Raw genomic sequence first — 25,590 nt, forward strand, 5'->3', positions numbered from 1 at the left:
AGGTTAGGTCTAGGGGTCTGAACACCGAGGTGGTAGCTAGCCAGAGTCAGCACTAACCGACGATGATCCGCCGCGCTGGGAAAGGACGGGGGAAATGAGAGATCGGGGGTTCTCCATCGTCATTGGGGTTATGTTGGCGCTAACTCTAGCTGGCTGCGGTTTGGAAGTTCAGAACTTGGGCATACCAGCCCAGGGAGACAACCAGACCGAGGGCGGTTTACCGGCCACAGGGGAACCGGAAGTGGAACGCCCAGCGTTCCACTTCCGGAGCGGAACTCTTGAGCTAGGGGACTTCGTTTACGAAGACATCAAAGATAACCTCTTTGACCCCTGCCAAGAGATTTCCGCTGAAGAGTTTGCAAAAATCGGATTCAAATCAACGGGGCAAACTCAGAATCTGCGTGACGTTGAAGGCCTAAGTTGCCCAATGACAAGCTCGGATTCAATGAACGGTTATGCACTGGGAACAATTCCAGTTTCTTTGAAGGAGTTGGAAGCAAGCGGGGTGGATTCCGCAGTTGGTGTCTCGGATGTCGTACCTGGTCTATTCACCTACCGGGGCCGGGAACGCGCAGGTCTGAGTTGCGTGGCCGCGGTGGACACTGAGCGCGGGCAACTTGGAGCAATCGTCGGGGTAGGTCTCGAGGAAACGGATTACGATGCTCTGTGTGCGAAAGCCGTAGACATCATGGAAAGCCTTTACAAGATCGTTTGACAGCTTTTGGGGGAGCTTTATGGGTTTGAACTGGGATGCGGGGTCCATAGACCAGGCGTCTGGCGTACTGCGGGATGCTAGTAGCGGTTTAGTTAGTAGCAAAATCGGGTTCGGCTTCGGCGGTGCGGGGGCTTACTCGCAGGTCTCAGGGCTTGACAGTGCGGGCTCTATGCACATGGATATCAGTTCCGTCAGTGAACCGGAGGCTACTAAGGCTTTGGCTGAGCTCCTTAAAAACGCTGCGGACATATTGCGGTTCAACTCGGCTGCGTTTCGAAACATGGACTTAATGAACGCCACTGCGTTCGACCAGGTCGATGGCGGTGCAGCGCGTGCGCGCACGGAGGAGAAGATCGATTCGCTCACCGTTGCTAAGCCGACTACGAGCCTGTTCGCGGCTTTGAACCCTTTTGCTGGACGTCCCTTCAGTCTGGAGACCCTATTTGGCCAGCTCATCGCGACGGATGTTGGTTCGATGACGGGTATCTCGGAGAACTGGCTCGGTACAGCCACATCCGTCGGGGACGCTGTGAGCGCTATTCCGCAGGCGCTCAGTCTGCTGGCATCGTCGTCGGAGACTCCCGCAATCCAGCGCGCCATGTCTCATCTCAGTTCTGTGGAAATCGCCGGCACCGCGTATTCGGCCAAGGCGGGGATATTGGCTGCGCATACTGCAGACCTTGTTCTTGTGACGGAATCCAATTCACTTCAAACGGCGTCGGCGTTAGCGGTGATGAGGGCGTCAGGGAGTCCAGGCCTGGCAAAGGCGTTCGAAGAGACGTTTCTTGAAACATTCTCCCCGAAACTGACGGCCGAATTGGTGCCGGTAACCCCCAGCTTTACGCAACTGCTCTTGCCTTTGGATTCTCCAAGCGGTGGCGGTTCCGGGGTGACGGCGCCGGACGTTCAGGCCGGTCGTGCTTTCGAGTCGATTCCGCTGCCCAAGGTGATGCAGGACGCGTTTGCGGACGCCGGCTACGGTGAACTTGCCCGTGCTACAACGCCAGCCGAGGTCATCTCTCAAGTCGGCCGCCCCAACCCCGACATGTTGCAATCTATCGCTGCCGGTGCGACTCCGACCCAGGCGGCGAGTGCGGCAGCGCCTTCACTTCCGCCTCTGCCGGCGGGCGCTGGGGCTTCTTTGCCGGGTAGCTTGTCGGCACCAGTCGGTGGCGCAATGACTGGTGGCGGGCCTGGCTTGGCAGTGGCACCGATGGGGAATCCGGGCCGTGCCGGCGGCGGGCCGGCAGCTGCTGCGTCAGGCTTTGGTGGCGTGCCGTTCGCTGGCGCGGGGGCCGGCACAGGAGCAGGCACTGGCGGAGCCCGGGGGACAGGTGGACTCGGCCGCATGGGTGCTGGCGGCTTCGGCACTGGCGGCTTTGGAGCCGGAGCAGGCGCAGGCGGGCTTGGTGCCGGATCGGGCTCCGGTGCGGGAGGCCTGGGAGCAGGTGCGGGTGCCGGAGCGGGAGGTCTTGGCCCCGGTGTGGGCGCTGGACCGGGCGCAGGAGCAGGTGCGGGTGCTGGCGGCGCGGGGTCGAACACCTTCATTGGCGGTCAGGGCAACCAAGCAGCACGTGGTGGTGCTGCGGGTGTGCCGGGGGCCTACGGCGGTGGAGCCAACCGCGGCCGGAAGGGCAAGAAGGGCCGGGTGCAGGCGGTCACGTCTGCTGTCGAGCGCGAAGGCAACCTTAAGGCGCTGCTCGGCGAGGCACCCGAAGTGGTGCCGGGTGTGATCGGCGCGTGGGTGCGCGAACCGCGCAGATAGCCGCGACCGGGCTGTGGCCAGGCGGATAGTTGCGGCCGGGCAGTGCGGGAGGAGCGACCAGATTATGGCCGCTACTGCAGGTAAGCTCGGACCACATGAGCGACCAGTCTGCAGATATGACCTTCGAGCACACGCCCCTCAATGTCGTCGTTGGTGTCGCCGGAGGCATTGCGGCCTATAAGGCGTGCCACCTCGTCCGCGAGTTCACCGAAGCGGGGCATAGCGTGCGCGTCGTGCCTACCCCGGCCGCACTGAACTTCGTCGGCGCCGCTACGTTCGAGGCTCTTTCGGGCAACCCGGTGGATACGGGCGTGTTCGCGAAGGTGGATGAGGTCCAGCACGTCCGCGTGGGCAAGGAGGCTGACCTCATTGTCATCGCCCCGGCGACAGCGGATACCATCGCGCGCATCGCGGCAGGCAGGGCGGATGATCTGTTGACGGCAACTGTGCTCGTCGCCACGTGTCCGGTGGTGCTCGCCCCGGCAATGCACACGGAGATGTGGGAGAACCCGGCTACGCGCGACAACGTTGCGACGCTGCGCCGCCGCGGCGTGATCGTGCTCGAACCCGCCCACGGCCGGCTGACGGGCACGGACACTGGTGCGGGTCGCATGTTGGAGGCGGAGCAGATTGCGGAGATGGCGCGCACCGTCGTCAAGCGGGGGCGGTTTGAGCGCTCGCTGGAGGGCAAGAAGGTCGTCATCAGCGCCGGCGGGACGCAGGAGAATATTGATCCCGTGCGCTTCATCGGTAACCGGTCCTCGGGGCGCCAGGGGTTTGCGCTCGCGGACATCGCTGTACACCGTGGGGCGGACGTCACGATCGTCGCCGGTGCCACGGATGAGCTGTTCACCCCACCGGGCGCGAACATCGTCAGGGTGCGCTCCACCCGCGACATGGAACAGGCGGTCAATGACGCGGCGGAAGGCGCGGACATCATCATCATGGCCGCCGCCGTCGCCGATTACCGCCCAGAGGAAGAGGCAACCAGCAAGCTGAAGAAGGGCCAGGCGGACGACTCGCTCAGCACCGTGAAGTTGGTGGAGAACCCGGACATTTTGAAGGGGCTCGTCGACAAGCGCGTGCCTGCGGCGATCGTGGGATTCGCGGCGGAGACAGACACCCCGCTTGAGCACGGCAAGGCGAAGCTCGCGCGCAAGGGCGCGGACATGCTCATGGTCAATGATGTCAGCGGGGGCAAGGTGTTCGGCGAGAAGCGCAACAGCGGCTGGCTGCTGTCGAAGGACGGCGGCGTTGAGGAGGTCGCCGACGGCACAAAGCACGAGGTGGCGGCCGGTATTTGGGACGCGATAGAGAAGCTGTTGCCCAATTAGACCGCTTGGTCTATTCTTGGGCACCATGACTTTCCACCGCCTTTTCACCAGCGAGTCCGTGACCGAGGGCCACCCGGACAAGATTTGTGACGCCATTTCTGACACCATCCTCGACGACATGCTCGCCCAGGACCCGCACTCGCGCGTGGCGGTGGAGACGCTCGTGACTACCGGCCAGGTGCACGTGGTGGGCGAGGTGACCACCCAGGCCTACTCGAACATTGCGAAGCTGGTGCGCGACAAACTCGTCGAGATCGGATTCACCTCTTCGGAGGTCGGATTCGACGGTCGCACCTGCGGCGTGAACATCGCGATCGGTGACCAATCCGCGGAGATTTCCGACGGCGTGACGGATTCACTCGAGGTTCGCTCCAACGAGTCGACCGAAGCGGAGGACAAGGCCGGTGCCGGCGACCAGGGCCTCATGTTCGGCTACGCCACCGACGAGACGCCCGAGTTCATGCCGCTGCCGATCTCCACGGCCCACCGCCTGTCGCGCCGCCTGACGCAGGTGCGCAAGGACGGCATTGTGCGCGGCTTGCGCCCGGACGGCAAGACGCAGGTCACCTACGCCTACGACGGTGACACACCCGTCTACCTGGACACTGTGGTCATCTCTACGCAACACGATCCGGACTTCACGGGCCAGGAGCTTGTCGACGCACTGCGCACCCACGTCCTCGAGCACGTCCTCCGGGAAGCGGGCCTGGAAGACTTCTTAACCGACGAGACGAAGCTGCTGGTCAACCCGTCGGGATCCTTCGTGCTCGGCGGACCGATGGGGGATGCGGGGCTGACCGGCCGAAAGATCATCGTGGACACCTACGGCGGCATGGCCCGCCACGGCGGCGGCGCGTTCTCCGGCAAAGATCCGTCGAAGGTGGATCGTTCTGCGGCGTACGCGATGCGCTGGGTGGCCAAGAACATTGTCGCCGCAGGCCTGGCCAAGCGCGTCGAGGTCCAGGTCGCCTACGCGATCGGCCGCGCGATGCCGGTGGGTCTGTATGTGGAGACCTTCGGCACCGCAGCTGAAGGACAGACCAGTGAGTCTATTCAGCAGGCTGTGGAAAAGGTCTTCGACCTGCGCCCCGCGGCGATCATCCGCGAGCTCGACCTGCTGCGCCCGATCTACGCGCCGACGGCGGCGTACGGCCACTTCGGCCGCACCGGCGTGGACTTCCCGTGGGAGGCGCTGAACAAAGTCGACGACCTGAAGGCCGCCGCCGGAATCTAGTCGCGCGGTTCGCGCTCGTCGCGGGTTTCGCCCCATTGCCGCTTTTGCGCCTCCGATTTCCGGTGGTTGCGCAGCGCGACAATGCCCACCACGATGCCGACGACAATCGGCAGCCAAATATTGCTGTGCTCGATGACCACTTTCACCCATTCGGGCAGCTCCGGTAGGTCCGGTATATCCAGCGAGAGGTCGAAGGTCGGCAGGTTCATCTGCGGCAGGTTCGGCACCGGTAGATCCATATGCGGCGGCGAAGGCAGGGTGATGTCTGGTATCTCCCAGTCCGGAAGCAGCCGCGCCAGCAGGGGCCCGAGCAGCAGGATCAGCAGCGCCCAGCCACCTTTGCCCAGCCCCTCGAGGATAGGGATGGCGGTGCGCTTCAGGTTGCTCGACTGCATCGCTTGACGACGTTTCTCACCCCGACTCCCCGGCGGCGGATCGAACTCCACAACTGTGTCGCCTTCGCGGAAGTCGATCTGCAGGATCTCCCTGAAGGGGCTCACAACGACCTTCAGGTTGGGTTTGCTGCGGTCGACACCGAGGGTCGCCATGGGGCGCAGTTCGTCTGGCACGCCTTGCGAGGGAGCGCGGACGAACAGGTGAAAGCGGTCGGATTCGAGTTGCTCGAAGCGGTGTTGGGGCGGCCGTCGACAAGCACTTCGACGCGGGTGCGCGGATTGCGGAACCTCGACTGGGCGCGCTCAACGAGCGACGAGTCTGCGGTGAGCTGCGTGCCGCCGCACTTTTCGTCGTCACTGCTGCTGGGCCAATCGGAGTGGATGTCTCGGAACTCCTGGTCGAAACCGGCGCGGACCTCAATGAGGCCGTAATTTGGGTGGCGCAAACTCCACGTTTCCATGGGTTAAGCCTCCTCGGGGCGCGCAGGCGCCTTTGGTGACAGCGCCGCGCCAATCCCCGCAGCCGCCGCTGTGAGGAGGAAGCACCCGAACGCGTATATGAAGGTCCCGTCGTTGAAGTAGAGGATCTTGGCGATGGCGAAGCCCGCGCCGGTGAAGAAGGGTAGCGACCACGTGAACGGGTGCGTGTAGCCGTCGATGAGCCCGGCGATGGCGGCGGTGGCGAAGATGAACGCGATGACGAGCGCGACGCTGCCGAGGGGAATGAGCACGAGCGGCCCCACCACGTAGGCGGCAATCACGATGTAGGGGGTCGCTTTAGTCCAGCCAGTGCTCTCTTCGTCCATGGCCTCACACTCTAGCCGCTGCCGGGGGCCGGGCGTGAAGGTGCCTAAGACGCGGGGGTGAATTTATTGGTGTAGGTCCTACCGGCTTCCGGCTCGGGAATCATCTCGTCGAGGCTGACAGGGCGCAGGCCTTTCGCGCGCAGCCCGTCAATGATGCACGGGACGGCGTCGACGCTTTCTGTGTGGATGTCGTGCAGCAGAATGATCGAGCCAGGCTGGGATTCATTGACAGCGATATTGCAGGACGTTGCTGCGTTGTGGTGCTGCCAATCGTTCGTGTCCACATCCCACATTGCCAGCGAGAGACCGCGGCTGCCGGCGATGGAGGCCACACGGGCGTCCATGTCCCCATATGGCGGGCGCAACCAGCGCGGACCCCAGAACACGGCATCCTTAATGTCGGCGTTGGTCAGGTCGAGCTCGTTCATAATGCCAGCGTCGGCGAGCGTGGACAGCGGCGGGTGGTTGCGCGAGTGGTTGGCGATGGTGTGCTTGTCGTTGAGCATGCGGCGCAATATGCCGGGTCGTAGTTCGGCACCCGTCCCGATGACAAAGAAGCTGGCCTTGGCATCCATGTCGCGCAGAATGTTCAGCAGGCGGACGGTCTCGTCGGAAGGGCCGTCATCAAACGTGACCGCCACGCAGTCGGAGCAGTCCTCCGACGGGACATCGAGCTTCGGCATGGCCTCGCCGGATGGCTCTGGCACGACGCTCATTGACGGTGTCTGCAGCGTCTCGGTGTCGAGCGTGAGCGCGGGGTCAGCAGAGCTCGGGTCAGCCGCTGCGGGGGCGGCAGGCGCCGCTAGGGGAACCGCACAGACGGCAGCCGCAAGCACGGAGAATAGAGAGCGTTTCATCATGTTCCGGGGCACAACAGGGTAGAGACAGTCAGCGCGCAACTGAATGCGCACTGCACACAGCTGCATTGAGTATGCGTCGGTGGTGTCCGGGGGTCAAGCTACGATGTGGGGCATGCCTGAGACGCTCGCCACGGACAACCCTGTTGCGCGTGTCTTGCCGCTTCTGGGTTTGCCGCATTTGGACCGGCCGTTTGATTACCTGGTGGCCGAATCAGACTCGGAAGCCGCGCAGCCGGGCGTGCGTGTGCGCATTCGTTTCGCGGGGCGGCTCGTGGACGCGCTGGTGCTCGAGCGCGCCGCCACCAGCGACCACGAGGGGAAACTGCGGTTCATTGAGCGTGTCGTTTCCCCGGAGGTGGTCTACCCAGAGCGCATGCGCTTGCTTATCGACGCATTAGCCGACCGATACGCCGCCACCCGGTCCGACCTCATCCGCACCGCTATCCCGCCGCGCCACACCAAAGCCGAGGAAACGGACACCACCACAGCGTGGGAAGAGCTGGGCGAGGCAGCCGAGCCGGACTTGAGCGCCTGGAGCGCCTACGAGCACGGGGAATCCTTTGTCGATGCCGTCATCGGCGGAACACTCGCGCGGGCGGCCTGGCAAATTGCGCCCGGCGACGATTGGGCTGCCGCACTCGCGGCGCTAGCCACGAAGGTGGCGAAGGACGGCGGGGGAGTCCTCATCGTCGTACCCGACCAGACGGACGTCGACACGGTCGACGTAGCCCTGCGCGAGCTGGTGGGGCCGCGGCAGATCACCACGCTCACGGCCTCACTTGGCCCCCAGGCAAGGTACAGCCGGTTCCTGTCGGTGCTGCATGGGCAGGGCCGGATTGTGGTGGGGACGCGGTCGGCGGGGTTCGCGCCCGTCGAAAAGCTGCAACTAGCCGTCGTGATGTTCGACGGCGACGATTCTCTCGTCGACCCGCGCGCCCCGTACACCCACGCGCGAGAGGTGCTGACTACGCGCTCAGCGATCGAGAAGGCCTCGCTCATCATCGGCGGTCACGCACGCACGGCGGAGACGCAGTTGCTTGTGGAATCCGGGTGGGCGCACGACTTGGTGGCGCCGCGTGCGACGGTGCGGGCTCGGTCGCCGTTCATTCACGCTGCTGGCGACAGCGACTTCGCGTTGGAGAAAGACCCGCGCGCGGCCGCTGCCCGCATCCCGTCTGTCGCGTTCGAGGCCGCACGCAAGGCGCTGGCCGCCGACAAGCCGGTGTTGTTCCAAGTACCGCGCACCGGGTATGTGCAGTCCTTGGCGTGCGGAAATTGCCGCGAACCAGCTCGCTGCCGCGCGTGCAACGGACCGCTGGGCCTGCCCAGTGGCGGGGAAGCCGCCGCACCGACATGCCGCTGGTGTGGGCGGATGGATTCCTCGTACGTGTGCCCCGTGTGCGGCTCGCACCGCCTGAGGGCCGTCGTGCTGGGAACGCAGCGCACCGCGGAAGAACTCGGCCGCGCCTTCGCACCGGCCAAGGTGATCATGTCCTGGGGAGAGAAGATTCTCAAGGAGGTGCCGGGCGGGCCCGCCATCGTCGTCGCCACGCCGGGGGCAGAACCACGCGCCAGCGGAGGTTATGGTGCCGCTGTCCTGTTAGATACGTGGGCGTTGCTCGGCCGCCCGGACATGCGGGCGAGTGAGGAGGCGTTGGCGAAGTGGATGGGGGCGGCGGGGCTCGTCGATAAGCAAGGCGACGTTGTCGTTGTCGCAGACCCCGCGCTGCCCGTCGTCCAGCACCTCATCCGCTGGGATGCGCCCGGATATGCGGCCCACGAGCTGGAAGCGCGGCGTGAGGTGCGGTTCCCGCCCGCGGTGCACATGGCGGCGGTGGATTCGCCTAGGGAGTCGCTGACGGATTTCCTGGCGCACATCGATTTGCCGCCGCACGCGGAGGTGCTCGGCCCGGTTGACCTTGGTGACGAGACCTATCAACAGCGCGTGCTCATCCGCGCCCCGCTGTCGACGCGCACTGCGCTGGGCAAGGCGCTGCGGGCGGCGAACGTGAACCGCGCCACCCGCAAACAGGAGGCGCCGCTGCGCATCACCATCAATCCGATGGACATTGGTTAGACTCGCGCCCATGACAGTTCGCCCCATCAGGATCTTCGGGGATCCGGTGCTCAATTCCGAAGCCACCCGCATCGACACGTTCGACGAAGCGCTACGCACGCTGGTCAGTGACATGCTGGAGACGATGGATGCCGCCGGCGGCGTGGGCTTGGCTGCCAACCAGATCGGGCTGACCAAGCGCATTTTTGTCTACGACTGCAACGGCATGCGCGGCGCCCTGATCAATCCGGTGTGGGAGCCGATCGACGACTACGTGCAGATCGGCCCAGAGGGCTGTTTGTCCATCCCGGGCATTCAGGCTGAGGTGGAGCGGCACGAGAACGTCATCGCTCGCGGCCAAGATGAGTTCGGCCGTCCGGTGGCGATCCGCGGCAACGGCTTGCTGGCGCGCTGCATCCAGCACGAGACAGACCACCTGGACGGGGTGCTGTTCCTGCGGCGTTTGGAGCCGGAGGTGCGCAAGGAAGCCATGGCGGTTATCCGCGGTGCGGATTGGTACCAGGCACAGGGGGAGCTGGTTGAGGAAGGAGACAGGGCATGAGATTGATTTTCGCAGGCACACCCGAACCGGCCGTCGTCGCACTGCAGAAGCTCATCGCCTCCGATCACGAGGTCGTCGCAGTGCTCACCCGCCCGGACGCGAAGAAGGGCCGCGGCCGCACCCTGCATCCGTCGCCGATCAAGGCGCTGGCTATGGAGCACGGCATCGAGGTGCTCACCCCAGAGACGCTTCGCGATAACGAGGAGGCGCATGCCCGACTGACGGAGCTGGCCCCTGACGCTATCCCCGTTGTCGCCTACGGCAATCTCATCCCAGAGGACTTTCTGACCATTCCCCGCCACGGCTGGATCAACCTGCACTTTTCGCTGCTGCCGCAGTGGCGCGGGGCCGCCCCCGTGCAGGCGGGGATTCTCCACGGCGACGAATTCAGCGGCGCCACGACGTTCCGGATCGACCAGGGCTTGGACACCGGCGACATCATCGGTCAACAGCGAGAAGAAATCCGCGCCACCGACACGGCGGATGACCTGCTGACGCGCCTGGCCTATGAAGGTGCTGAGCTGCTCGTCCGCACCATGAATGACCTGGAATCCGGCACCGCGATATTCACCCCGCAGGAGGGGGAGGCGACCTACGCGCCGAAGATCACGAAAGATGATGCCCGCATTGACTGGCAGTCCTCCGCGGCGGAGATTGACCGCGCCGTTCGCGCCCACACACCGGGCCCCGGAGCGTGGACAACGCTTGGCGACGCCCGCTACAAAGTCGGCCCCATCACCCCCTCCCACGAGCAACTCGCGCCGGGGCATGTGGCCATTTCCAAGGACGAAGTGCGTGTTGGCACCGGCGACGGGTCCGTTGTGCTGGGCATGATCCAGCCCCCGGGAAAGAAGATGATGCGGGCCACCGACTGGGCCCGCGGCCTCCACACCTCCGGCTCTGAAGACAGGTCTGGAGCTGGTGCGGAGGTGGTCTTCGAGTGAGCGGCGGATTCCGGTCGCGCACGAAGAGCGCGCAGCAGGGCAAGCCAGGGCAGTCCCAGTCCAGGCAGGGAAAGCCGAAGCAAAGGCACAACACGCAGAAGCGGCCGCAGGCGCACTCGCGCATTGGCGACGCTGCACGCGAGGCCGCGTTCGACGCGGTGCTGCGCGTGGAGACGGAGGACGCGTTCGGCAACCTGGTCCTGCCGCAAATCCTCCGTGAACGCAAAGTCAAAGGCCGCGATGCTGCTTTTGCCACCGAGCTGGCCTACGGCACGTTGCGGACGCTGGGGGTGCTCGACGCGGTCATCGCGGAATGCTCGTCGCGTCCCCTGACTGAGCTCGACCCAGCCGTGTTGACGGCGTTGCGATTGGGCACCTACCAGCTGCTGATGACGCGGGTGGATGACCACGCTGCCGTCGACACCTCAGTGCGCCTCGCGGAGGCCGCAGGCCAAGGCAAGGCGAAGGGCTTTGTCAACGGCATCTTGCGCACTGTCGCGCGCACGTCGGCGCATGAATGGATGGATAAGCTCGCGCCGTCCGACGAGCCGGCGGCGACCGCGTTTCGCACCGCGCACCCGGAATGGATCGCGCGCTCGTTCGCGCGGGTGTTACCCGCAGAAGAATTGGAAGCGGTGCTCAAAGCTGATTCGGAGCGGCCGAAAGTGCATCTCGTTGCGCGGCCGGGGGAGATGAGCGCGGAGGAGCTCGCACTGGTCACCGGTGGCGAGGAGGGGCGCTACAGCCCCTACGCTGTCTACCTCGACGGCGGTGACCCAGGATCACTCGAACCGGTGCGCGACCGCATGGCGGCGGTGCAAGACGAGGGTTCGCAGCTCATCGCCCGCGCGGTGACCGAAGTGCCCGTCGAGGCTGACGGCGGCGACCACGGCCGTTGGCTGGATCTGTGCGCAGGCCCAGGCGGCAAGGCCGCGCTCATGGGCTCCATCGCCGCGATCGACGGCGCAACGGTCGATGCGGTGGAGATCGGGGAGACCCGCGCTGAGTTGATCCGCAAGAGCACCGAAGGCTTGCCGGTGACGGTCCACGTCGCCGACGGGCGCAATCCCGGTCTCGAGGCGGGCTTTGACCGCGTGCTTGTGGACGCCCCGTGCTCCGGCCTAGGTGCCCTGCGCCGCCGCCCTGAAGCCCGGTGGCGCAAGAGCGAAGACGACATTGCTGAGTTGAACACGCTGCAGGAAGAGCTGCTCGCCTCCGCCGTGAATCTGGCCAAGCCCGGTGGTGTGGTGGTGTATTCCACGTGTTCGCCGGATGCGCGGGAGACGCGGGGGATCGTCGAGAAGCAACTGGCGAAGGGGGACGTTGAAGAGCTGGACGCACGCGAGTTCCTTCCGGAGATGGGCGAGCTTGGTGAGCACCTCAGCGCACAAATGTGGCCGCACCGGCACGGCACGGACGCTATGTTTCTGTCCGTTCTCCGTAAGATGAAGTCATGATCTACATCGCCCCGTCGATCCTGGCCGCCGATTACGCCGCGCTCGGCGCGGACGTGGAAAAGGTACCCACCGCCGACTTGATCCACGTGGACATCATGGACGGCCACTTCGTGCCTAACCTGTCATTCGGGCCGGACGTGACCAAGGCCGTCAACCGCGTCACCGACCAGTTCCTGGACATCCACATGATGATCGAGGAGCCGGAGCGCTGGTTCGAGACCTACATCGATGCTGGCGGCGACCGTCTCGTCTTCCACATCGAGGCAACGAACGACCACATCAACGCAGCAAAGAAGCTGCATGACTTGGGCGTCGAGGCTGGATTCGCGATCAAGCCCGGCACGCCGATCGAGCCGTATCTCGGCGACCTCGAGCACTTCGAGGAAGTCATGATTATGAGCGTCGAGCCCGGTTTCGGCGGCCAAAAATTCATGCCGGAGGTCTTAAACAAGGTGGTCACGTTACGCGAGCACATCGCAAACGCTGGCTTATCGACGATCATTGGCATCGACGGCGGCATCGGCGAATCCACCATCAAGCAAGCCGCTGAGGCTGGGGTGGAGTCTTTCGTCGCGGGATCGGCGGTGTTCGGCGCGCACGACCCGGCAGAGGCAGTGGAGAAGCTGCGCGGGTTGGCGACCGAGGCCCGCCCGGCGGATGCTGTATGAGGCACTACACCCACACATTCACCGAACAGGAAGAAACAGCGCTGTGGGAAGCGCTCGACGCCGGTGACGCAGTGCGGGGCACGACGAGCCCCAACCCGCCTGTCGGGTGCGTCATCTACCGCGAGGTTGAGCCGGTGATCGTGGACGACTGGGATCAGGCCGAGCCGGAGATCATCGCCACCGGGGGAACCGAACCTGTCGGCGGACGGCACGCGGAGATCGTCGCCCTCGACGCGGCGCGTGAAAAGGTCGGGGATGACGGGCTGAGGGGTGCCTGCATGCTGGTCACCCTTGAACCGTGCAACCACACCGGGCGGACAGGGCCGTGTGCGGAAGCGATCGTGGCGGCCGGTATCGCCAAAGTCGTCTACATCGAGCCGGATCCGAATTCGGAGGCATCCGGCGGTGCCGAGTACCTGCGCCGGCACGGGGTGGAAGTGCACCACAAGACCTACGACGTGACCGGACTTGCGCCATGGTTGACGGCGGTGCGCCACGGCCGGGTGTCGGTCACCGCCAAGTTCGCCGCTACCCTTGACGGGTTCGTGGCTGCGCCGGATGGGTCGAGCCAGTGGATCACCGGTCCGATCACCCGCGAGTGGGTCCATGAGGATCGCTCGCGGGTGGACGCGATCATCATCGGCACCGGAACGGCCCTGGCTGATAACCCGTCGTTGACTGCCCGGAAAGCTGACGGAACGTTAGCGGAGAGGCAGCCGCGCAGGGTGGTCGTCGGCACGCGTGAGGTACCGGAGGGCAACCTGACCCGGCTTGGGTTCGAGCAGTACGCCACCCCGCAGGAGGCGCTCGACGCGTTGTGGGAGACCGGGGCGCGGCACGTCATCGTAGAAGGCGGGCCGACGCTTATGCGCAGCGTGTTCGAGCTCGGCGTCGTCGACGCGATTCACGCATACGTCGCCCCGATGCTTTTCGGGGCTGGACGCAGCATGATCGATGGACCATTGGTGGGCACGCTTGCGCAGGCGCAACGCTATGAGATCGACTACGTCGACTACACCAGCAACGACGACGTGCTCATTGCGCTTCGCCGTTGCGAAGAGTGCGAGGAAGAGGAGACTTGATGTTCACGGGCCTGGTGGAGGAAGTGGGAAGCGTCGAGAAGCTGGAGCGGCTCGATGAGGCCGTGCGACTCACGGTGCGCGGACCGAAAGTCACTGCTGATGCCCAGCCGGGCGACTCGATCGCCGTCGACGGCGTGTGTCTAACGGTCGTGGAGGCTGCAGGTGGCGTGTTCACCGCCGACGTCATGCAGGAAACGCTGAACCGCTCCCGCTTGGGCAGCTACGAGGTCGGCTCGAACGTCAACCTCGAGCGAGCCCTGGCGGCGGGGGCGCGAATGGGTGGCCACATCGTGCAGGGGCATGTCGACGGTGTCGGCGAGCTCATCTCCCGTGAAAGTTCAGAGCACTGGGACGTGCTGCGTTTCTCGCTGCCGGAGCAGCTCGCGCGCTACGTCGTGGAGAAGGGCTCGATCGCGCTCAACGGCACCTCGCTGACAGTCTCTGCGGTGGGCGGGGACTATGTGGAGGTCTCGCTCATCCCGACGACGTTGGCCGAAACGACATTCGGTGAGTTGGCCGTCGGCGAGCCGGTGAACATGGAAGTTGACGTGGTGGCCAAATACGTCGAAAAAATGGTGGCGGGCTACCATTAGTCCCCATGAGCGACACCCTGCGACTGGATTCTATTGATCACGCCGTGGCAGCCATCGCCCGCGGTGGGGCGGTCGTGGTTGTCGACGATGAAGACCGTGAAAACGAGGGCGACCTCATCTTCGCAGCAGATCACGCAACGCCTGAGCTCGTTGCGTTCATGGTGCGCTATTCCTCCGGCTACATCTGCGTGTCCATGGAGGACTCCCGCGCCAGTGAACTGAACCTGCCGCCGATGGTGGCGCAGAACGAAGACGCACGCGGCACGGCCTATGCCGTGACCGTGGATGCGGCGACGGGAACGACGGGGATTTCAGCCCGCTCGCGTGCGGAGACGATCCGCCGGCTCGCCGACCCGAGCTTTGGCCCGGAGGCGTTCACCCGACCCGGTCACATTGTTCCGTTGCGTGCCCGCGCTGGCGGGGTGCTCGCCCGCGACGGGCACACCGAGGCCGCTGTCGATCTTTCCCGCATGGCCGGCTGTGCGCCGGTGGGCGTGCTGTGCGAGATCGTGTCCGAAGACGACCCGACCGACATGGCGCGCGGGCCTGAACTCCGCCGCTTCGCCGACGAGCACGGCCTACCAATGATCTCGATCGCGCAGCTCATCCAGCACCGTCGCCGCACCGAGCCAATGGTCGAGCGAGCAGCTACGACAACATTGCCCACCGATTACGGCGTGTTCACGGCGTACGGTTATCGCGCGCTTGTCGACGGCACCGAGCACGTCGCCCTCGTCGTCGGCGACGTCACCGAGGCGGGCGGGGACGACGACGTGTTGGTCCGTGTCCACTCGGAGTGCCTGACGGGGGATGTGTTCTCCTCGACACGCTGCGACTGCGGCCCGCAGCTGCACGAGTCCATGCGCCGAATCCAAGCCGCCGGGCGCGGTGTGATCGTGTACGTGCGCGGGCACGAGGGCCGCGGCATCGGACTGGTGGCTAAACTGCAGGCCTACCGTCTGCAGGACGACGGGCTCGATACCGTCGACGCGAACTTGGAGCAGGGTTTGCCGATCGACGCGCGGGAATACTCCGTTGCCGGCCACATCCTCGCCGATCTCGGCGTAGCCTCGGCGGAGGTGCTGTCCAACAACCCGGACAAGGTGGAGGCCTTGAGCGGTTTTGGACCTGTCATTGCCGGACGCACCCGCATTGAAATCGCCCCCTCCCACGACAACATCTATTACCTGCGCACAAAGCGCGACCGGATGGGCCATGACCTGCCGCTGGTCACCGAATGGGAACGCACGCACGGTGTGTGAAGCTCTCCTTCACACAGGCAAAAGAAGGGAAAGAAACCGTATGGCTACGACCGGAGCGCCCCAGCTCGCACAGTTGAATGCCGAGGGAATGTCGGTGGCGGTGGTGGTGACGGAGTGGAACGCAGGCATCGTCGATAAGCTGCGCGACCGCGCCGTGACCGCCGCACGCGACGCTGGCGCGAAGGTCGAAGTCTTTTCTGTCGCTGGCGCGCTGGAGCTGCCGGTTGTCGTGCAGGCGTGCGCGAAGCGTTTCGACGCCGTCGTCGCCCTCGGCTGCGTCATCCGCGGTGAAACGGCCCACTTCGATTATGTCTGCGATTCCGTGACGGAGGGCCTCACCCGGGTGGCGCTCGATGAGGAAGTGCCTGTGGGCAATGGCGTGCTCACCGTCGACAATGAGCAGCAAGCACTTGACCGCGCCGGCGGCAAAGGCGCAAAGGAAGACAAGGGCGCAGAAGCTGTTGCTGCGGCGCTCGGTGCAGCTAAGACGCTGGCGCAGGTGCGCACATTCCCGCTTTTGGCCCGCGACTAGCGCGAACACTAGGATGGCCAGTGAGATGAGCCCTGACACCAGTTCCGACAGCCCCGAGATGACCAGCCCTGACAAGCGGGCGCCGTTGAGCGATGAGGAACTCGCATACTTCAACGCCCTCGACCCCCATGCCGTGACCTCGACGAAGCCGTGGAAGTTCGAGGCAACGTCTCCGGCACTCAAGCGCATTGCGGTGATCGCCATCGTGGTGATCATGGCTGTGCACATCTTCATGGGGGCAGTCGTCGACATCGAGTTCACAGGCGCCGCTATCACGACACTGGACAAGCTCGCTTTCCCGGGCATCGGCCTGATTCTGTCCGCATTCACCTGGTGGGGCTTGTCGCGGCCACGTGTGCGGGCGAACGAGGACGGCGTGGAGGTGCGCAACATCATCGGCACACGCTTCTACCCGTGGGTGGTCATCTACGGTTTGGCATTCCCGCGTGGGTCGCGCATGGCGCGGTTGGAGTTGCCGGAGTTCGAATACGTGCCGCTGTGGGCGATCCAGTCCGCCGACAAAGAACGCGCCGTGGCCGCGGTGAAAGACTTCCGCGAGCTCGAAGCCCAGTACATGCCCGAGGACTAGATGGCTAACCCAGAGTCCTACCGCCCGGCACCGGGAACAATCCCCACTGACCCGGGCGTCTACAAATTCCGTGACGGCGCCGGCCGCGTCGTCTACGTGGGCAAGGCGAAGAACCTGCGCTCCCGGCTGAACAACTACTTCCAGCCGCCGCAAACGCTCCACCCGCGCACGCGTCAGATGGTCTTCACGGCTGCCAAGGTCGAGTGGACGGTCGTAGCCAGCGAGGTCGAGGCGCTGCAGCTCGAATACACGTGGATCAAACGGTACGACCCGTGGTTCAACGTCATGTACCGCGACGACAAGACCTACCCCATGCTCGCGGTGAGCGTAGGGGAGAAGTACCCGCGGGCATTCTTCTACCGCGGTCCGCGCCGCAAAGGCGTGCGTTACTTCGGCCCCTTCTCGCATGCGTGGGCGGTGCGCGAAACCTTGGACCTGCTCACGCGCGTGTTCCCGATTCGCACGTGCTCCAACGGCGTGTACAACCGGCACGAACAGCTAAGGCGGCCGTGCCTACTGGGGTACATCGACAAGTGCTCGGCGCCGTGCGTGTCGCGCGTGAGCGAGCCGGAGTACGACGACATTGTGAACGGCTTCATGGGCTTCATGTCCGGCCGCACCGATGCCGTAGTGAAGGGTCTCACCTCCCAGATGATGGAGGCGAGCGAGAACCTCGAGTTCGAAAAAGCCGCCCGGCTGCGCGACGATCTGGGCGCCGTGAACAAGGTGATGGAGAAGCAGACGGTCGTGCTGTCCATCGACACTGATGCGGATGTCATCGCCTTCGACACCGACGAACTCGAGGCCGCCGTGCAGATCTTCACTGTCCGCGACGGCCGCATCCGTTCCCAACGGGGGTGGGTCGTGGAGAAGACCGGTGATGAGCCGGGCTCCATGGAGCGTCTCGACGAAGGCCAGGACGACCCCGCCCTGCCCGTCCTCATGCAGAACTTCCTCGTGCAGTACTACTCCGATGCCGTTGAGCGGATGGAGCAGGAGCAAGCTGAAGACGAGCGTTTGGCTGCGAAGAAGGTCCGCCGCCGCGGCGTGGACCAAGAGTCGCGCGCACAGGTGAAGCAGCCGATGCCGGTGCCGCGCGAGATCCTCGTGGAGGTCATGCCGGCGGAGGCGGAGGAGACCCAGGCTCTGCTGGAGAAGTTGCGCGGCGGGCCAGTGTCATTCCGCGTGCCGCAGCGCGGCGACAAGAAGTCTCTCATGGAGACCGTGCACCGCAACGCGAAGGAGTCACTGCGCCAGCACAAGCTCAAGCGCGTCGGCGACCTCACTGCGCGCTCCCAGGCGCTGCAGGACATTCAAGACGCGTTGATGATGGACGAGGCCCCGTTGCGCATTGAGTGCACCGATATCTCCCACATCCAGGGCACTGATGTCGTGGCGTCTCTCGTCGTCTTCGAAGACGGACTGCCCAAAAAGGCGGACTACCGCCGCTACCGCATCAAGGAAGCCGCGGGCGACGGGCGTTCGGATGACGTCGGCTCCATTGCGGAAGTCACCCGCCGCCGCTTCAAGCGCCACAACGAAGATAAGCTGGCCAACCCGGAAGAAAGCGACCAGGTCTTCGACGACGAAGAAGACTCAGCAGTGGAGTCCACAGGCAACAAGCGCTTCGCCTACCCGCCGCAGCTGTTCATCGTCGACGGCGGCAAGCCGCAGGTCAACGCCGCCCAAGCGGTGTTCGATGAGTTGGGCATTGTAGACGTCACTCTCATCGGCCTGGCCAAGCGCCTCGAGGAAGTGTGGGTGCCCGACGACGACGAACCGCTCATCCTCCCGCGCAACTCCGAGGGCATGTACCTGCTGCAGCAGATCCGCGACGAAGCCCACCGCTTCGCCATTACCTACCACCGGCAGCAGCGGTCGAAGCGAATGCGGGCGTCTGCCCTCGACGGCATCCCCGGCCTCGGCCCAGCCCGCCGCAGCGACTTGGTGAAGCACTTCGGCAGTGTGAAGAAGCTCAAAGCAGCCAGCGCCGAAGAGATTGAGGAAGTGCCGGGAATCGGCCCGAAACTGGCGGAGACGGTGTGGCAGCATTTGCGCAAGGATCCGTCGTCAAGCGAATAGCTTAAAATGGTGTCCATGGCATCTGAACTGCGACCAGTGATCATCACCGGCATGTCCGGCGGAGGGCTGTCCTCGGCGGCGCGCGTCTTCGAGGACAAGGGGTACTTCGTCTCCCAGAACCTGCCGCCGCAGCTGATCATCGAGCTGATGGACCTCGCGGCGGAGAAAAGCTCGCCCGTGGACAGGCTCGCCGTGGTGACAGATGTGCGCGCCCGCATCTTCAAGGGTTCGCTCATGGACGTCATCGACAAGGCGCACGAGCGCGGTTACAACCCCTTCGTGCTCTTCCTCGAGGCCCGCGATGATGTGCTGATCAGGCGGTTCGACAGTGTGCGCCGCACCCACCCGCTGCAGGACGACAATCCGCTGCATGTCGGGATCACCCGCGAGCGGGCAGAGTTGGCGCGCGTGCGTCAGGCAGCAGACGTGATCATTGACTCGTCCAACCTGTCCATCCACGATCTGCGGCGCGCCATCGAAGCGTCTGTCGGTGACCTGGATTCAACGAAGCAGCACGTGACCATTGAATCCTTCGGTTTCAAGCATGGCTCGCCGCGCGACGCGGACCTTGTGTTCGATGTGCGCTTTCTGCCGAACCCGTACTGGATCGAGGAGCTGCGTGATTTCCGCGGCATTGATGCCCCTGTCAGCGATTATGTGCTGTCGCGGCCAGGCGCTGATGAGTTCGTCGACGGTGTGGTGAACCTGCTCAGCTCCATGATGGCTGGTTACAAGCACGAGGGCAAAGACTTCGTCACCGTCGGTATTGGTTGCACCGGTGGGCATCACCGATCTGTCGCGGTGTCGGAAGAGATCGGTCGGCGGTTGAATGAGCGTGGCGATGTCGGTGTGTCCGTCATGCACCGCGACCTCAACCGGAACTAAACGCCACGCTAGGAAAGAGGAGATCACTCCCATGACCGAACATCGCGATGTTCTCAGCGTGGCCAGCCTAGGCGGCGGTCACGGCCTGCACCAGACTTTGCTCGCCGCGCGCGAGATTGCGGGGGCACAGCTTGGCGACGGCTGCAGCCCCGAGACCTGCCGCGTCAACGCGATCGTCACCGTCGCCGACGACGGCGGCTCCTCGGGTCGCCTGCGCCGCGAATTGTCCATTGTGCCGCCGGGCGACCTGCGCATGGCGATGGCCGCGCTGACACCGCCCACCGAGGAAGGTGCAGTGTGGAAGAAGGTGCTCCAGCATCGTTTCGGCGGAAACGGCGCCATGGCGGGGCACGCCGTGGGCAACCTGATGATCGCCGGCATGACCGAATCCTCCGACGACATTCAGCTCGCCTTGGACACCGTGGGGTCATGGACAGACAGCACTGGGCGCGTTCTGCCGGTTGCGCTGCAGCCACTCGACATCGAGGCTGAGGTCGCCGGGCTTGACGACGACTTCCGTGTCCTCCGCGCCGTGCGCGGGCAGGTGGCTGTGGCGACGACACCGGGCTCCGTCAGGCGTGTGCGCTTGATCCCAGAGGAGCCTGCGGCGAACCCTGCCGCGATCGACGCCATCATGAGCGCCGACGTGGTCACCATTGGTCCAGGCTCGTGGTTCTCGTCGGTGATCCCGCACCTGCTGGTTCCGGAGATCGTCGAGGCGCTACGCAATACTCCAGCCAAGGTCGTCGTCATCCTCAACCTGTCGCCGGAGCAGGGGGAGACCCCTGGCTTCACCACCGAACGCCACATCCATGTGTTCAACCAGCACGCCCCGGAGTTAAAGGTGGACTACTTCCTCGCCGACTCCAATATTCAGCTCTCGCCAGGAGAGCGTTCCTACCTTGAACGGGCGGCAGAAGGCGCCGGTGCTGCGATCACTTTCGCCGACATGTGCGAGCGCGACGAGGAAAACCAGTGCACGAACAGGCACGATCCGGAGAAACTTGCAGCTGCCATCACTTCGCTGCTGCGCGGAAACTAAGCTTTTGGGGAGATTGTCCCCATCCGACACGAAGAGAGGCGACACGGTGGCATTGACAGCACAGGTCAAAGATGAGCTGTTGGGTGTGAACCCCTCCAGCACTGACGCGCGCATTGCCGAAGCAACCGCGATGCTGCGCGTCGCCGGAGAATTCGACCAGGGGCTGCGCGGCATTGAGTTGCGCGCCGATTTCGCGGAACGCTCCGTCGCCGACCACTTGGCCGCCACCATCCGCGACGTGTGTGACGTGAAAGTCGACGTGACGTCCTCTTCGCCGGGGAGCCAATCCCGCGACGTGCGCTACGAGGTCAAGGTCACCGACGGTGCCCGCGATGTCATCCGCCGCTTCCGATTGGTCACCGCATCCGGACACCCCGTGGTGGGCTTACCGCGCCACATCATCTCCGGCACCATCGCAGAGGTGGAAGCAGCGTGGCGCGGGGCCTTCCTGGCGCGCGGCTCGCTCACCGAACCCGGCCGCACCTCAGCGCTGGAGGTCGTCTGCCCGCGCCAGGAGACAGCACTGGCGCTGGTGGGGCTCGCCCGCCGCCTGTCCGTCGCTGCGAAGACGAAGGAGACGCGCGGCACCGAGCGCGTCTATCTGCGCGACGGCGACGCGATCGGGATTCTGCTCTCCCGCATGGGCGCACCCCGCGTGCGCCTCGAGTGGGACGAGAAGCGCAAGAAGCGCCAAGCGAAGCAGTCCGCTAGCCACCACGCCAATTTCGACGACGCGAACCAGCGCCGTTCGGCCCAAGCTGCTGCAGCCGCGGCTGCCCGCGTCGACCGAGCGATGTCGATCCTCGGCGACGACGTGCCGGAACACCTTGCCGACGCTGGCTACCTCCGCGTCAAACACCGTCACGCGTCGCTGGAGGAACTCGGCCGTCTCGCTGATCCGCAAATGACCAAAGATGCTGTCGCTGGCCGCATCCGCCGCCTGCTGTCGTTGGCCGACAAGCGGGCGAAAGAGCTGGGGATTCCCGACACAAATGCCGCCGTCGCTGAGGACAGTTAGAGCCGCGGAAAAGCACCTGCAGGGGTGCCTGCAATTCTCTACACTTGGGTGGTGAGGGCACGACGTGCCACGACACCAATCCGATAAAAGGAGAAATTCAGTGACCACCCGCATCGGCATTAACGGTTTCGGCCGCATCGGCCGCTCCGCATTCCGCATCATCCTGGAAAACTACGCGGACGAGCTCGAGGTTGTGAAGATCAACGATCTGACCGACAACGAGACCCTGGCTCACCTGATCAAGTACGACACCGCTTACGGCCAGCTGGGCCACGAGGTCGAGTACGACGACAACTCCCTGACCATCAACGGCAAGCGCATTGAGGTCACCGCTGAGAAGGACCCGGCGAACCTGGCATGGGGCGACGCTAACGTCGACATCGTCCTGGAATCCACCGGTATCTTCACCGACGGCGAGAAGGCGCAGGCACACATCGATGCTGGCGCCAAGAAGGTCATCATCTCCGCACCGGGCAAGAACGTCGACGGCACCTACGTGTGGGGTGTGAACCACACCGACTACAACGCTGACTCCAAGATCATCTCCGCCGCATCCTGCACCACCAACTCCCTGGCTCCGGTTGCCAAAGTGCTCAACGATGCATTCGGCATCCAGAACGGCCTGATGACCACCATCCACGCCTACACCGGCGACCAGCGCCTGCAGGACGCTCCGCACAAGGACCTGCGCCGCGCCCGCGCTGCTGCCCAGAACATCGTTCCGACCACCACCGGCGCTGCTAAGGCTGTCGCCCTGGTTCTGCCGGAGCTGGAAGGCAAGCTTGACGGCTTCGCAATGCGTGTGCCGACCATCACTGGTTCCGCCACGGACCTGACCGTCAACGTTGGCCGCGACGTCACGGTCGACGAGGTCAATGAGGCTGTCAAGAACGCTGTCCAGGGCCCGGAGTTCGGCCGTGCGCTGGAGTACACCGAGGACCCGATCGTCTCCTCCGACATCATCGGCAACTCGCACGGCGCCATCTTCGACGCTGGCATGACCCGCGTGATCGACGGCAACCTGGTGAAGATCATCTCGTGGTACGACAACGAGTACTCCTACACCTCCCAGTACATCCGCATGACCAAGCACGTCGCTGACAACCTCTAAGCAGGGGCGCGCACCCCGCGCGTCCCTAGCTTGAAGCCCGGGGGAGTGCTCACTCCTTCCCGGGCTTTCACTTACGCTGACACACTTCAAGGAGATAGACAATCATGGCTGTACGTTCCATCGACGAGCTGCTCAAGGAGGGCGTCGACGGCCGCCACGTGCTCGTGCGCTCCGATTTCAACGTCCCGCTCGACGACGACGGCAACATCACCGACGCAGGGCGTATCGACGCATCTCTGCCCACCATCCAGGCGCTTATCGACGGTGGCGCCAAGGTCATCCTCACCGCCCACCTGGGCCGCCCGAAGGGTGAGGTGAACCCGAAGTACTCCCTCAAGCCGGTTGCCGAGGCTTTGTCCGAGCGCCTCGGCCAGTACGTCGCACTCGCATCTGATGTGACGGGCGAGGACGCGCATGAGCGTGCCAACGGCCTGTCCGAGGGCGATGTGCTGCTCGTCGAGAACGTGCGCTTCGATGCCCGCGAAACCTCCAAGGATGAGTCTGAGCGTGAGAGCTTCGCCGACGAGCTCGCAGCTCTCGCTGCTGATAACGGTGCGTTTGTTTCCGACGGTTTCGGTGTGGTGCACCGCGCGCAGGCCTCAGTGTACGACGTGGCCAAGCGATTGCCTGCATACGCCGGCTACCTCGTCCAGGACGAAGTGGACAAGCTCGCCGCGATCAAGGACAACCCGACCGCCCCGTACATCGTCGTGCTCGGCGGCTCGAAGGTCTCTGACAAGCTCGGTGTGATCGAGGCACTCGCGGAGAAGGCTGACCACGTCATCATCGGCGGCGGCATGTGCTACACCTTCCTCACGGCTCAGGGGCACAACACCCAGGAGTCTCTGCTCCAGGAGGAGATGGTGGACACTTGCAAGGAGCTCATCGAGAAGTACGGCGATAAGATCGTTCTCCCGGTCGACCTGGTGGCCGCTTCCGAGTTCGACAACGACGCTGAGCGCAAGACCGTTGACCTCGACGGCATCCCGGAGGGTTGGCTCTCCCTCGACATCGGCCCCGAGACTGCTAAGAAGTACGCGGAGATCATCGCCGACTCCAAGACCGTGTTCTGGAACGGCCCGATGGGTGTCTTCGAGAAGCCGAACTTCGCCGACGGCACCCGCGCTGTCGCACAGGCGATGATTGACGCTACCGCCAATAACGGCTCTTTCACGGTCGTCGGCGGCGGCGACTCCGCAGCGTCGGTACGCGTGCTCGGGCTCGACGAGGACGGCTTCTCTCACATTTCCACCGGCGGCGGCGCTTCTCTCGAGCTCGTCGAGGGCAAGGAACTGCCCGGCGTCTCCGTCCTCGAGCAAAACTAAGCGGACCAACGGATAAGCCGAAAGGAAGATTTTCATGGCACGTAAGCCCCTTATCGCTGGCAACTGGAAAATGAACCACGACCACCTCGAGGCGATCTCCCAGGCGCAGCGTCTCGCCTTCGCACTGCCGAAGGACTACTACGAGGACGTTGATGTCGCACTGACCGTCCCGTTCACCGACCTGCGTTCCCTGCAGACGCTCGTCCAGGGCGACAACCTGCAGATCACTTACGGTGCGCAGGATGTATCCGCACACGAGTCCGGCGCCTACACCGGTGAGATCTCCGCGCCGATGCTGGCCAAGCTGGACTGCACGTGGGTTGTCGTCGGTCACTCCGAGCGCCGCGAATACCACGCCGAGTCCAATGAGCTCGTCTCCCAGAAGGCGAAGGCCGCACTGTCCCAGGGCGTCACGCCGATCATTTGCGTCGGTGAGCAGCTCGATGTGCGCGAGGCAGGGGACCACGTGAACTTCGTGGTCGAGCAGACCCGCGAGTCCCTGGCCGAGCTGGAGACCTCCCAGCTGTCTGAGATCGTCATTGCGTACGAGCCGGTCTGGGCTATCGGAACCGGGAAGAGCGCATCCGCTGAAGATGCTCAGGAGATCTGCAAAGCTATCCGCGGTCTGATCGCCGAACTCGCAGGGGATGAGGTCGCAGCCGGCATCCGCATCCTGTACGGCGGCTCGGTCAAGACCGACACGATCGCCGACATTATCGGCCAGCCGGATGTTGACGGCGGCCTGGTCGGCGGCGCATCGCTCGACGGCGAGGACTTTGCCAAGCTCGTTGCAGCCGCTGGCGACGCAGTCCGCGCCCAGGCATAAACGAATACCGAACACCAGCACCGTGCGCGCCGATTCAGGGCGTGGCACCGTGCTGGTGTAACATGTGAACGGTTAACCGCACCCAACTTCGGAGGCACACACCCCATGACGCTGGCTCTTCAGATCATCCTGGTCATCACCTCGCTTTTGATGACTATTTTGGTCCTGCTCCACAGGGGCAAAGGCGGCGGCTTGTCCTCCCTGTTCGGTGGCGGCGTTCAGGCGAACTTGTCCGGTTCGACTGTGGTGGAGAAGAACCTCAACCGCTACACCGTGGCAGTCGCGATCATCTGGATCGTCTGCATCATTGCGCTCCTTCTGATTCAGGCGTACGGGCTGTAAGCAGTCAGACAAGCACACGAACAAAGGCGGGTTAAGTAGCAAAATGTGTGTCTGGTCGGCGTGTCGCGGGTTGGGCACACTTTCTGTTATTTGAGGGGCCCTTTT

26 protein-coding genes are annotated in these 25,590 nt (G+C 64.3%); 22 read left to right on the top strand and 4 right to left on the bottom strand.

Translation table 11 applies throughout. The features are described from left to right. Positions 1-130 precede the first annotated feature (130 nt). The 4 genes from KBX18_RS06770 (at position 131) to metK (ending at position 5,048) form a co-directional block, all read left to right on the top strand. Entirely contained in the window at positions 131-715 is a 585-nt protein-coding gene (locus KBX18_RS06770; protein WP_255995368.1) for a DUF3558 family protein, read from the top strand. Positions 716-1,004: 289 nt separating this feature from the next. After that, positions 1,005-2,480: a hypothetical protein gene (locus KBX18_RS06775; RefSeq protein ID WP_255995369.1), complete on the top strand. Its 1,476-nt coding sequence runs from the start codon at positions 1,005-1,007 to the stop codon at positions 2,478-2,480. A gap of 95 nt (positions 2,481-2,575) precedes the next feature. After that, positions 2,576-3,814, top strand: a complete 1,239-nt coding sequence (coaBC, locus tag KBX18_RS06780; protein ID WP_255995341.1) for a bifunctional phosphopantothenoylcysteine decarboxylase/phosphopantothenate--cysteine ligase CoaBC — start codon at positions 2,576-2,578, stop codon at positions 3,812-3,814. Between the two features lie 25 nt (positions 3,815-3,839). Further along, positions 3,840-5,048 (top strand): methionine adenosyltransferase, encoded by a 1,209-nt coding sequence (gene metK / locus KBX18_RS06785; RefSeq protein WP_255995342.1) that lies wholly within the window; start codon positions 3,840-3,842, stop codon positions 5,046-5,048. On the opposite strand, the gene KBX18_RS06790 is transcribed toward metK, so the two are convergent. From KBX18_RS06790 to KBX18_RS06805, 4 genes are read right to left on the bottom strand one after another with little or no spacing between them, the layout of a single operon-like run. Then, entirely contained in the window at positions 5,045-5,596 is a 552-nt protein-coding gene (locus KBX18_RS06790; protein ID WP_255995343.1) for a hypothetical protein, read from the bottom strand. The two genes, metK and KBX18_RS06790, sit on opposite strands and share 4 nt — an antisense overlap. Beyond that, positions 5,557-5,904 (bottom strand): hypothetical protein, encoded by a 348-nt coding sequence (locus KBX18_RS06795; RefSeq protein ID WP_255995344.1) that lies wholly within the window; start codon positions 5,902-5,904, stop codon positions 5,557-5,559. Before KBX18_RS06795 ends, KBX18_RS06790 begins: the two co-directional genes overlap by 40 nt. A gap of 3 nt (positions 5,905-5,907) precedes the next feature. Next, the gene (locus tag KBX18_RS06800) at positions 5,908-6,249 is read right to left on the bottom strand and encodes a hypothetical protein (protein WP_255995345.1); all 342 of its coding nucleotides are present in this window, start codon (positions 6,247-6,249) and stop codon (positions 5,908-5,910) included. Positions 6,250-6,293: 44 nt separating this feature from the next. Then, positions 6,294-7,109 (bottom strand): polysaccharide deacetylase family protein, encoded by an 816-nt coding sequence (locus KBX18_RS06805; protein ID WP_255995346.1) that lies wholly within the window; start codon positions 7,107-7,109, stop codon positions 6,294-6,296. A gap of 112 nt (positions 7,110-7,221) precedes the next feature. On the opposite strand from KBX18_RS06805, the gene KBX18_RS06810 reads away from it, so the two are divergent. The 18 genes from KBX18_RS06810 (at position 7,222) to secG (ending at position 25,485) form a co-directional block, all read left to right on the top strand. Beyond that, complete coding sequence (locus KBX18_RS06810; RefSeq protein WP_255995347.1) at positions 7,222-9,186, top strand: primosomal protein N'; 1,965 nt, start codon at positions 7,222-7,224, stop codon at positions 9,184-9,186. 10 nt (positions 9,187-9,196) lie between these two features. After that, on the top strand, positions 9,197-9,727 hold the full coding sequence (gene def / locus KBX18_RS06815) for a peptide deformylase (RefSeq protein ID WP_255995348.1): 531 nt from the start codon (positions 9,197-9,199) through the stop codon (positions 9,725-9,727). Next, positions 9,724-10,671, top strand: a complete 948-nt coding sequence (fmt, locus tag KBX18_RS06820) for a methionyl-tRNA formyltransferase (RefSeq protein WP_255995349.1) — start codon at positions 9,724-9,726, stop codon at positions 10,669-10,671. Before def ends, fmt begins: the two co-directional genes overlap by 4 nt. Then, positions 10,668-12,128 (top strand): transcription antitermination factor NusB, encoded by a 1,461-nt coding sequence (locus tag KBX18_RS06825; RefSeq protein WP_255995350.1) that lies wholly within the window; start codon positions 10,668-10,670, stop codon positions 12,126-12,128. Before fmt ends, KBX18_RS06825 begins: the two co-directional genes overlap by 4 nt. Further along, complete coding sequence (gene rpe, locus KBX18_RS06830; RefSeq protein WP_255995351.1) at positions 12,125-12,796, top strand: ribulose-phosphate 3-epimerase; 672 nt, start codon at positions 12,125-12,127, stop codon at positions 12,794-12,796. Before KBX18_RS06825 ends, rpe begins: the two co-directional genes overlap by 4 nt. Continuing rightward, on the top strand, positions 12,793-13,878 hold the full coding sequence (ribD, locus tag KBX18_RS06835) for a bifunctional diaminohydroxyphosphoribosylaminopyrimidine deaminase/5-amino-6-(5-phosphoribosylamino)uracil reductase RibD (protein ID WP_255995352.1): 1,086 nt from the start codon (positions 12,793-12,795) through the stop codon (positions 13,876-13,878). Before rpe ends, ribD begins: the two co-directional genes overlap by 4 nt. Beyond that, positions 13,878-14,471, top strand: a complete 594-nt coding sequence (locus tag KBX18_RS06840) for a riboflavin synthase (protein WP_255995353.1) — start codon at positions 13,878-13,880, stop codon at positions 14,469-14,471. Before ribD ends, KBX18_RS06840 begins: the two co-directional genes overlap by 1 nt. Before the next feature lie 5 nt (positions 14,472-14,476). Next, positions 14,477-15,733 carry a bifunctional 3,4-dihydroxy-2-butanone-4-phosphate synthase/GTP cyclohydrolase II gene (locus KBX18_RS06845; protein WP_255995354.1) on the top strand — a complete coding sequence of 419 codons (1,257 nt, stop codon included), beginning with the start codon at positions 14,477-14,479 and terminating at the stop codon, positions 15,731-15,733. A gap of 40 nt (positions 15,734-15,773) precedes the next feature. Further along, positions 15,774-16,265, top strand: coding sequence for a 6,7-dimethyl-8-ribityllumazine synthase (gene ribH / locus KBX18_RS06850; protein ID WP_255995355.1), 492 nt, complete (start codon positions 15,774-15,776; stop codon positions 16,263-16,265). Positions 16,266-16,290: 25 nt separating this feature from the next. After that, entirely contained in the window at positions 16,291-16,854 is a 564-nt protein-coding gene (locus tag KBX18_RS06855; RefSeq protein ID WP_255995356.1) for a PH domain-containing protein, read from the top strand. Next, positions 16,855-18,936: an excinuclease ABC subunit UvrC gene (gene uvrC, locus KBX18_RS06860; RefSeq protein WP_255995357.1), complete on the top strand. Its 2,082-nt coding sequence runs from the start codon at positions 16,855-16,857 to the stop codon at positions 18,934-18,936. A gap of 6 nt (positions 18,937-18,942) precedes the next feature. Beyond that, entirely contained in the window at positions 18,943-19,821 is an 879-nt protein-coding gene (rapZ, locus tag KBX18_RS06865; RefSeq protein ID WP_255995358.1) for an RNase adapter RapZ, read from the top strand. Between the two features lie 31 nt (positions 19,822-19,852). Next, on the top strand, positions 19,853-20,863 hold the full coding sequence (gene yvcK, locus KBX18_RS06870) for a uridine diphosphate-N-acetylglucosamine-binding protein YvcK (RefSeq protein ID WP_255995359.1): 1,011 nt from the start codon (positions 19,853-19,855) through the stop codon (positions 20,861-20,863). 46 nt (positions 20,864-20,909) lie between these two features. Continuing rightward, the gene (whiA, locus tag KBX18_RS06875) at positions 20,910-21,881 is read left to right on the top strand and encodes a DNA-binding protein WhiA (RefSeq protein ID WP_040423690.1); all 972 of its coding nucleotides are present in this window, start codon (positions 20,910-20,912) and stop codon (positions 21,879-21,881) included. A gap of 100 nt (positions 21,882-21,981) precedes the next feature. Beyond that, complete coding sequence (gene gap / locus KBX18_RS06880) at positions 21,982-22,992, top strand: type I glyceraldehyde-3-phosphate dehydrogenase (RefSeq protein ID WP_255995360.1); 1,011 nt, start codon at positions 21,982-21,984, stop codon at positions 22,990-22,992. A 104-nt stretch (positions 22,993-23,096) separates the two neighbouring features. Continuing rightward, a complete protein-coding gene (gene pgk, locus KBX18_RS06885; protein WP_255995361.1) occupies positions 23,097-24,317 on the top strand; it encodes a phosphoglycerate kinase in 1,221 nt (406 codons plus the stop codon). A 34-nt stretch (positions 24,318-24,351) separates the two neighbouring features. Next, positions 24,352-25,143 (top strand): triose-phosphate isomerase, encoded by a 792-nt coding sequence (gene tpiA / locus KBX18_RS06890; protein WP_005290051.1) that lies wholly within the window; start codon positions 24,352-24,354, stop codon positions 25,141-25,143. A 105-nt stretch (positions 25,144-25,248) separates the two neighbouring features. Continuing rightward, positions 25,249-25,485 carry a preprotein translocase subunit SecG gene (secG, locus tag KBX18_RS06895; RefSeq protein WP_005290052.1) on the top strand — a complete coding sequence of 79 codons (237 nt, stop codon included), beginning with the start codon at positions 25,249-25,251 and terminating at the stop codon, positions 25,483-25,485. Positions 25,486-25,590: the final 105 nt, after the last annotated feature.

The sequence above is a fragment of the Corynebacterium sp. CCUG 69979 genome (assembly GCF_024454095.1).
Lineage (GTDB): Bacteria > Actinomycetota > Actinomycetes > Mycobacteriales > Mycobacteriaceae > Corynebacterium > Corynebacterium genitalium.

Coding starts and splice junctions, on each gene's coding strand:
- KBX18_RS06770 (WP_255995368.1), top strand. CDS start 131: ATGTTGGCGCTAACTCTAGCTGGCTGCGGTTTGGAAGTTCAGAACTTG.
- KBX18_RS06775 (WP_255995369.1), top strand. CDS start 1,005: ATGAACGCCACTGCGTTCGACCAGGTCGATGGCGGTGCAGCGCGTGCG.
- coaBC (WP_255995341.1), top strand. CDS start 2,576: ATGAGCGACCAGTCTGCAGATATGACCTTCGAGCACACGCCCCTCAAT.
- metK (WP_255995342.1), top strand. CDS start 3,840: ATGACTTTCCACCGCCTTTTCACCAGCGAGTCCGTGACCGAGGGCCAC.
- KBX18_RS06790 (WP_255995343.1), bottom strand. CDS start 5,596: ATGGCGACCCTCGGTGTCGACCGCAGCAAACCCAACCTGAAGGTCGTT.
- KBX18_RS06795 (WP_255995344.1), bottom strand. CDS start 5,904: ATGGAAACGTGGAGTTTGCGCCACCCAAATTACGGCCTCATTGAGGTC.
- KBX18_RS06800 (WP_255995345.1), bottom strand. CDS start 6,249: ATGGACGAAGAGAGCACTGGCTGGACTAAAGCGACCCCCTACATCGTG.
- KBX18_RS06805 (WP_255995346.1), bottom strand. CDS start 7,109: ATGATGAAACGCTCTCTATTCTCCGTGCTTGCGGCTGCCGTCTGTGCG.
- KBX18_RS06810 (WP_255995347.1), top strand. CDS start 7,222: ATGCCTGAGACGCTCGCCACGGACAACCCTGTTGCGCGTGTCTTGCCG.
- def (WP_255995348.1), top strand. CDS start 9,197: ATGACAGTTCGCCCCATCAGGATCTTCGGGGATCCGGTGCTCAATTCC.
- fmt (WP_255995349.1), top strand. CDS start 9,724: ATGAGATTGATTTTCGCAGGCACACCCGAACCGGCCGTCGTCGCACTG.
- rpe (WP_255995351.1), top strand. CDS start 12,125: ATGATCTACATCGCCCCGTCGATCCTGGCCGCCGATTACGCCGCGCTC.
- ribD (WP_255995352.1), top strand. CDS start 12,793: ATGAGGCACTACACCCACACATTCACCGAACAGGAAGAAACAGCGCTG.
- KBX18_RS06840 (WP_255995353.1), top strand. CDS start 13,878: ATGTTCACGGGCCTGGTGGAGGAAGTGGGAAGCGTCGAGAAGCTGGAG.
- KBX18_RS06845 (WP_255995354.1), top strand. CDS start 14,477: ATGAGCGACACCCTGCGACTGGATTCTATTGATCACGCCGTGGCAGCC.
- ribH (WP_255995355.1), top strand. CDS start 15,774: ATGGCTACGACCGGAGCGCCCCAGCTCGCACAGTTGAATGCCGAGGGA.
- KBX18_RS06855 (WP_255995356.1), top strand. CDS start 16,291: ATGAGCCCTGACACCAGTTCCGACAGCCCCGAGATGACCAGCCCTGAC.
- uvrC (WP_255995357.1), top strand. CDS start 16,855: ATGGCTAACCCAGAGTCCTACCGCCCGGCACCGGGAACAATCCCCACT.
- rapZ (WP_255995358.1), top strand. CDS start 18,943: ATGGTGTCCATGGCATCTGAACTGCGACCAGTGATCATCACCGGCATG.
- yvcK (WP_255995359.1), top strand. CDS start 19,853: ATGACCGAACATCGCGATGTTCTCAGCGTGGCCAGCCTAGGCGGCGGT.
- pgk (WP_255995361.1), top strand. CDS start 23,097: ATGGCTGTACGTTCCATCGACGAGCTGCTCAAGGAGGGCGTCGACGGC.
- tpiA (WP_005290051.1), top strand. CDS start 24,352: ATGGCACGTAAGCCCCTTATCGCTGGCAACTGGAAAATGAACCACGAC.
- secG (WP_005290052.1), top strand. CDS start 25,249: ATGACGCTGGCTCTTCAGATCATCCTGGTCATCACCTCGCTTTTGATG.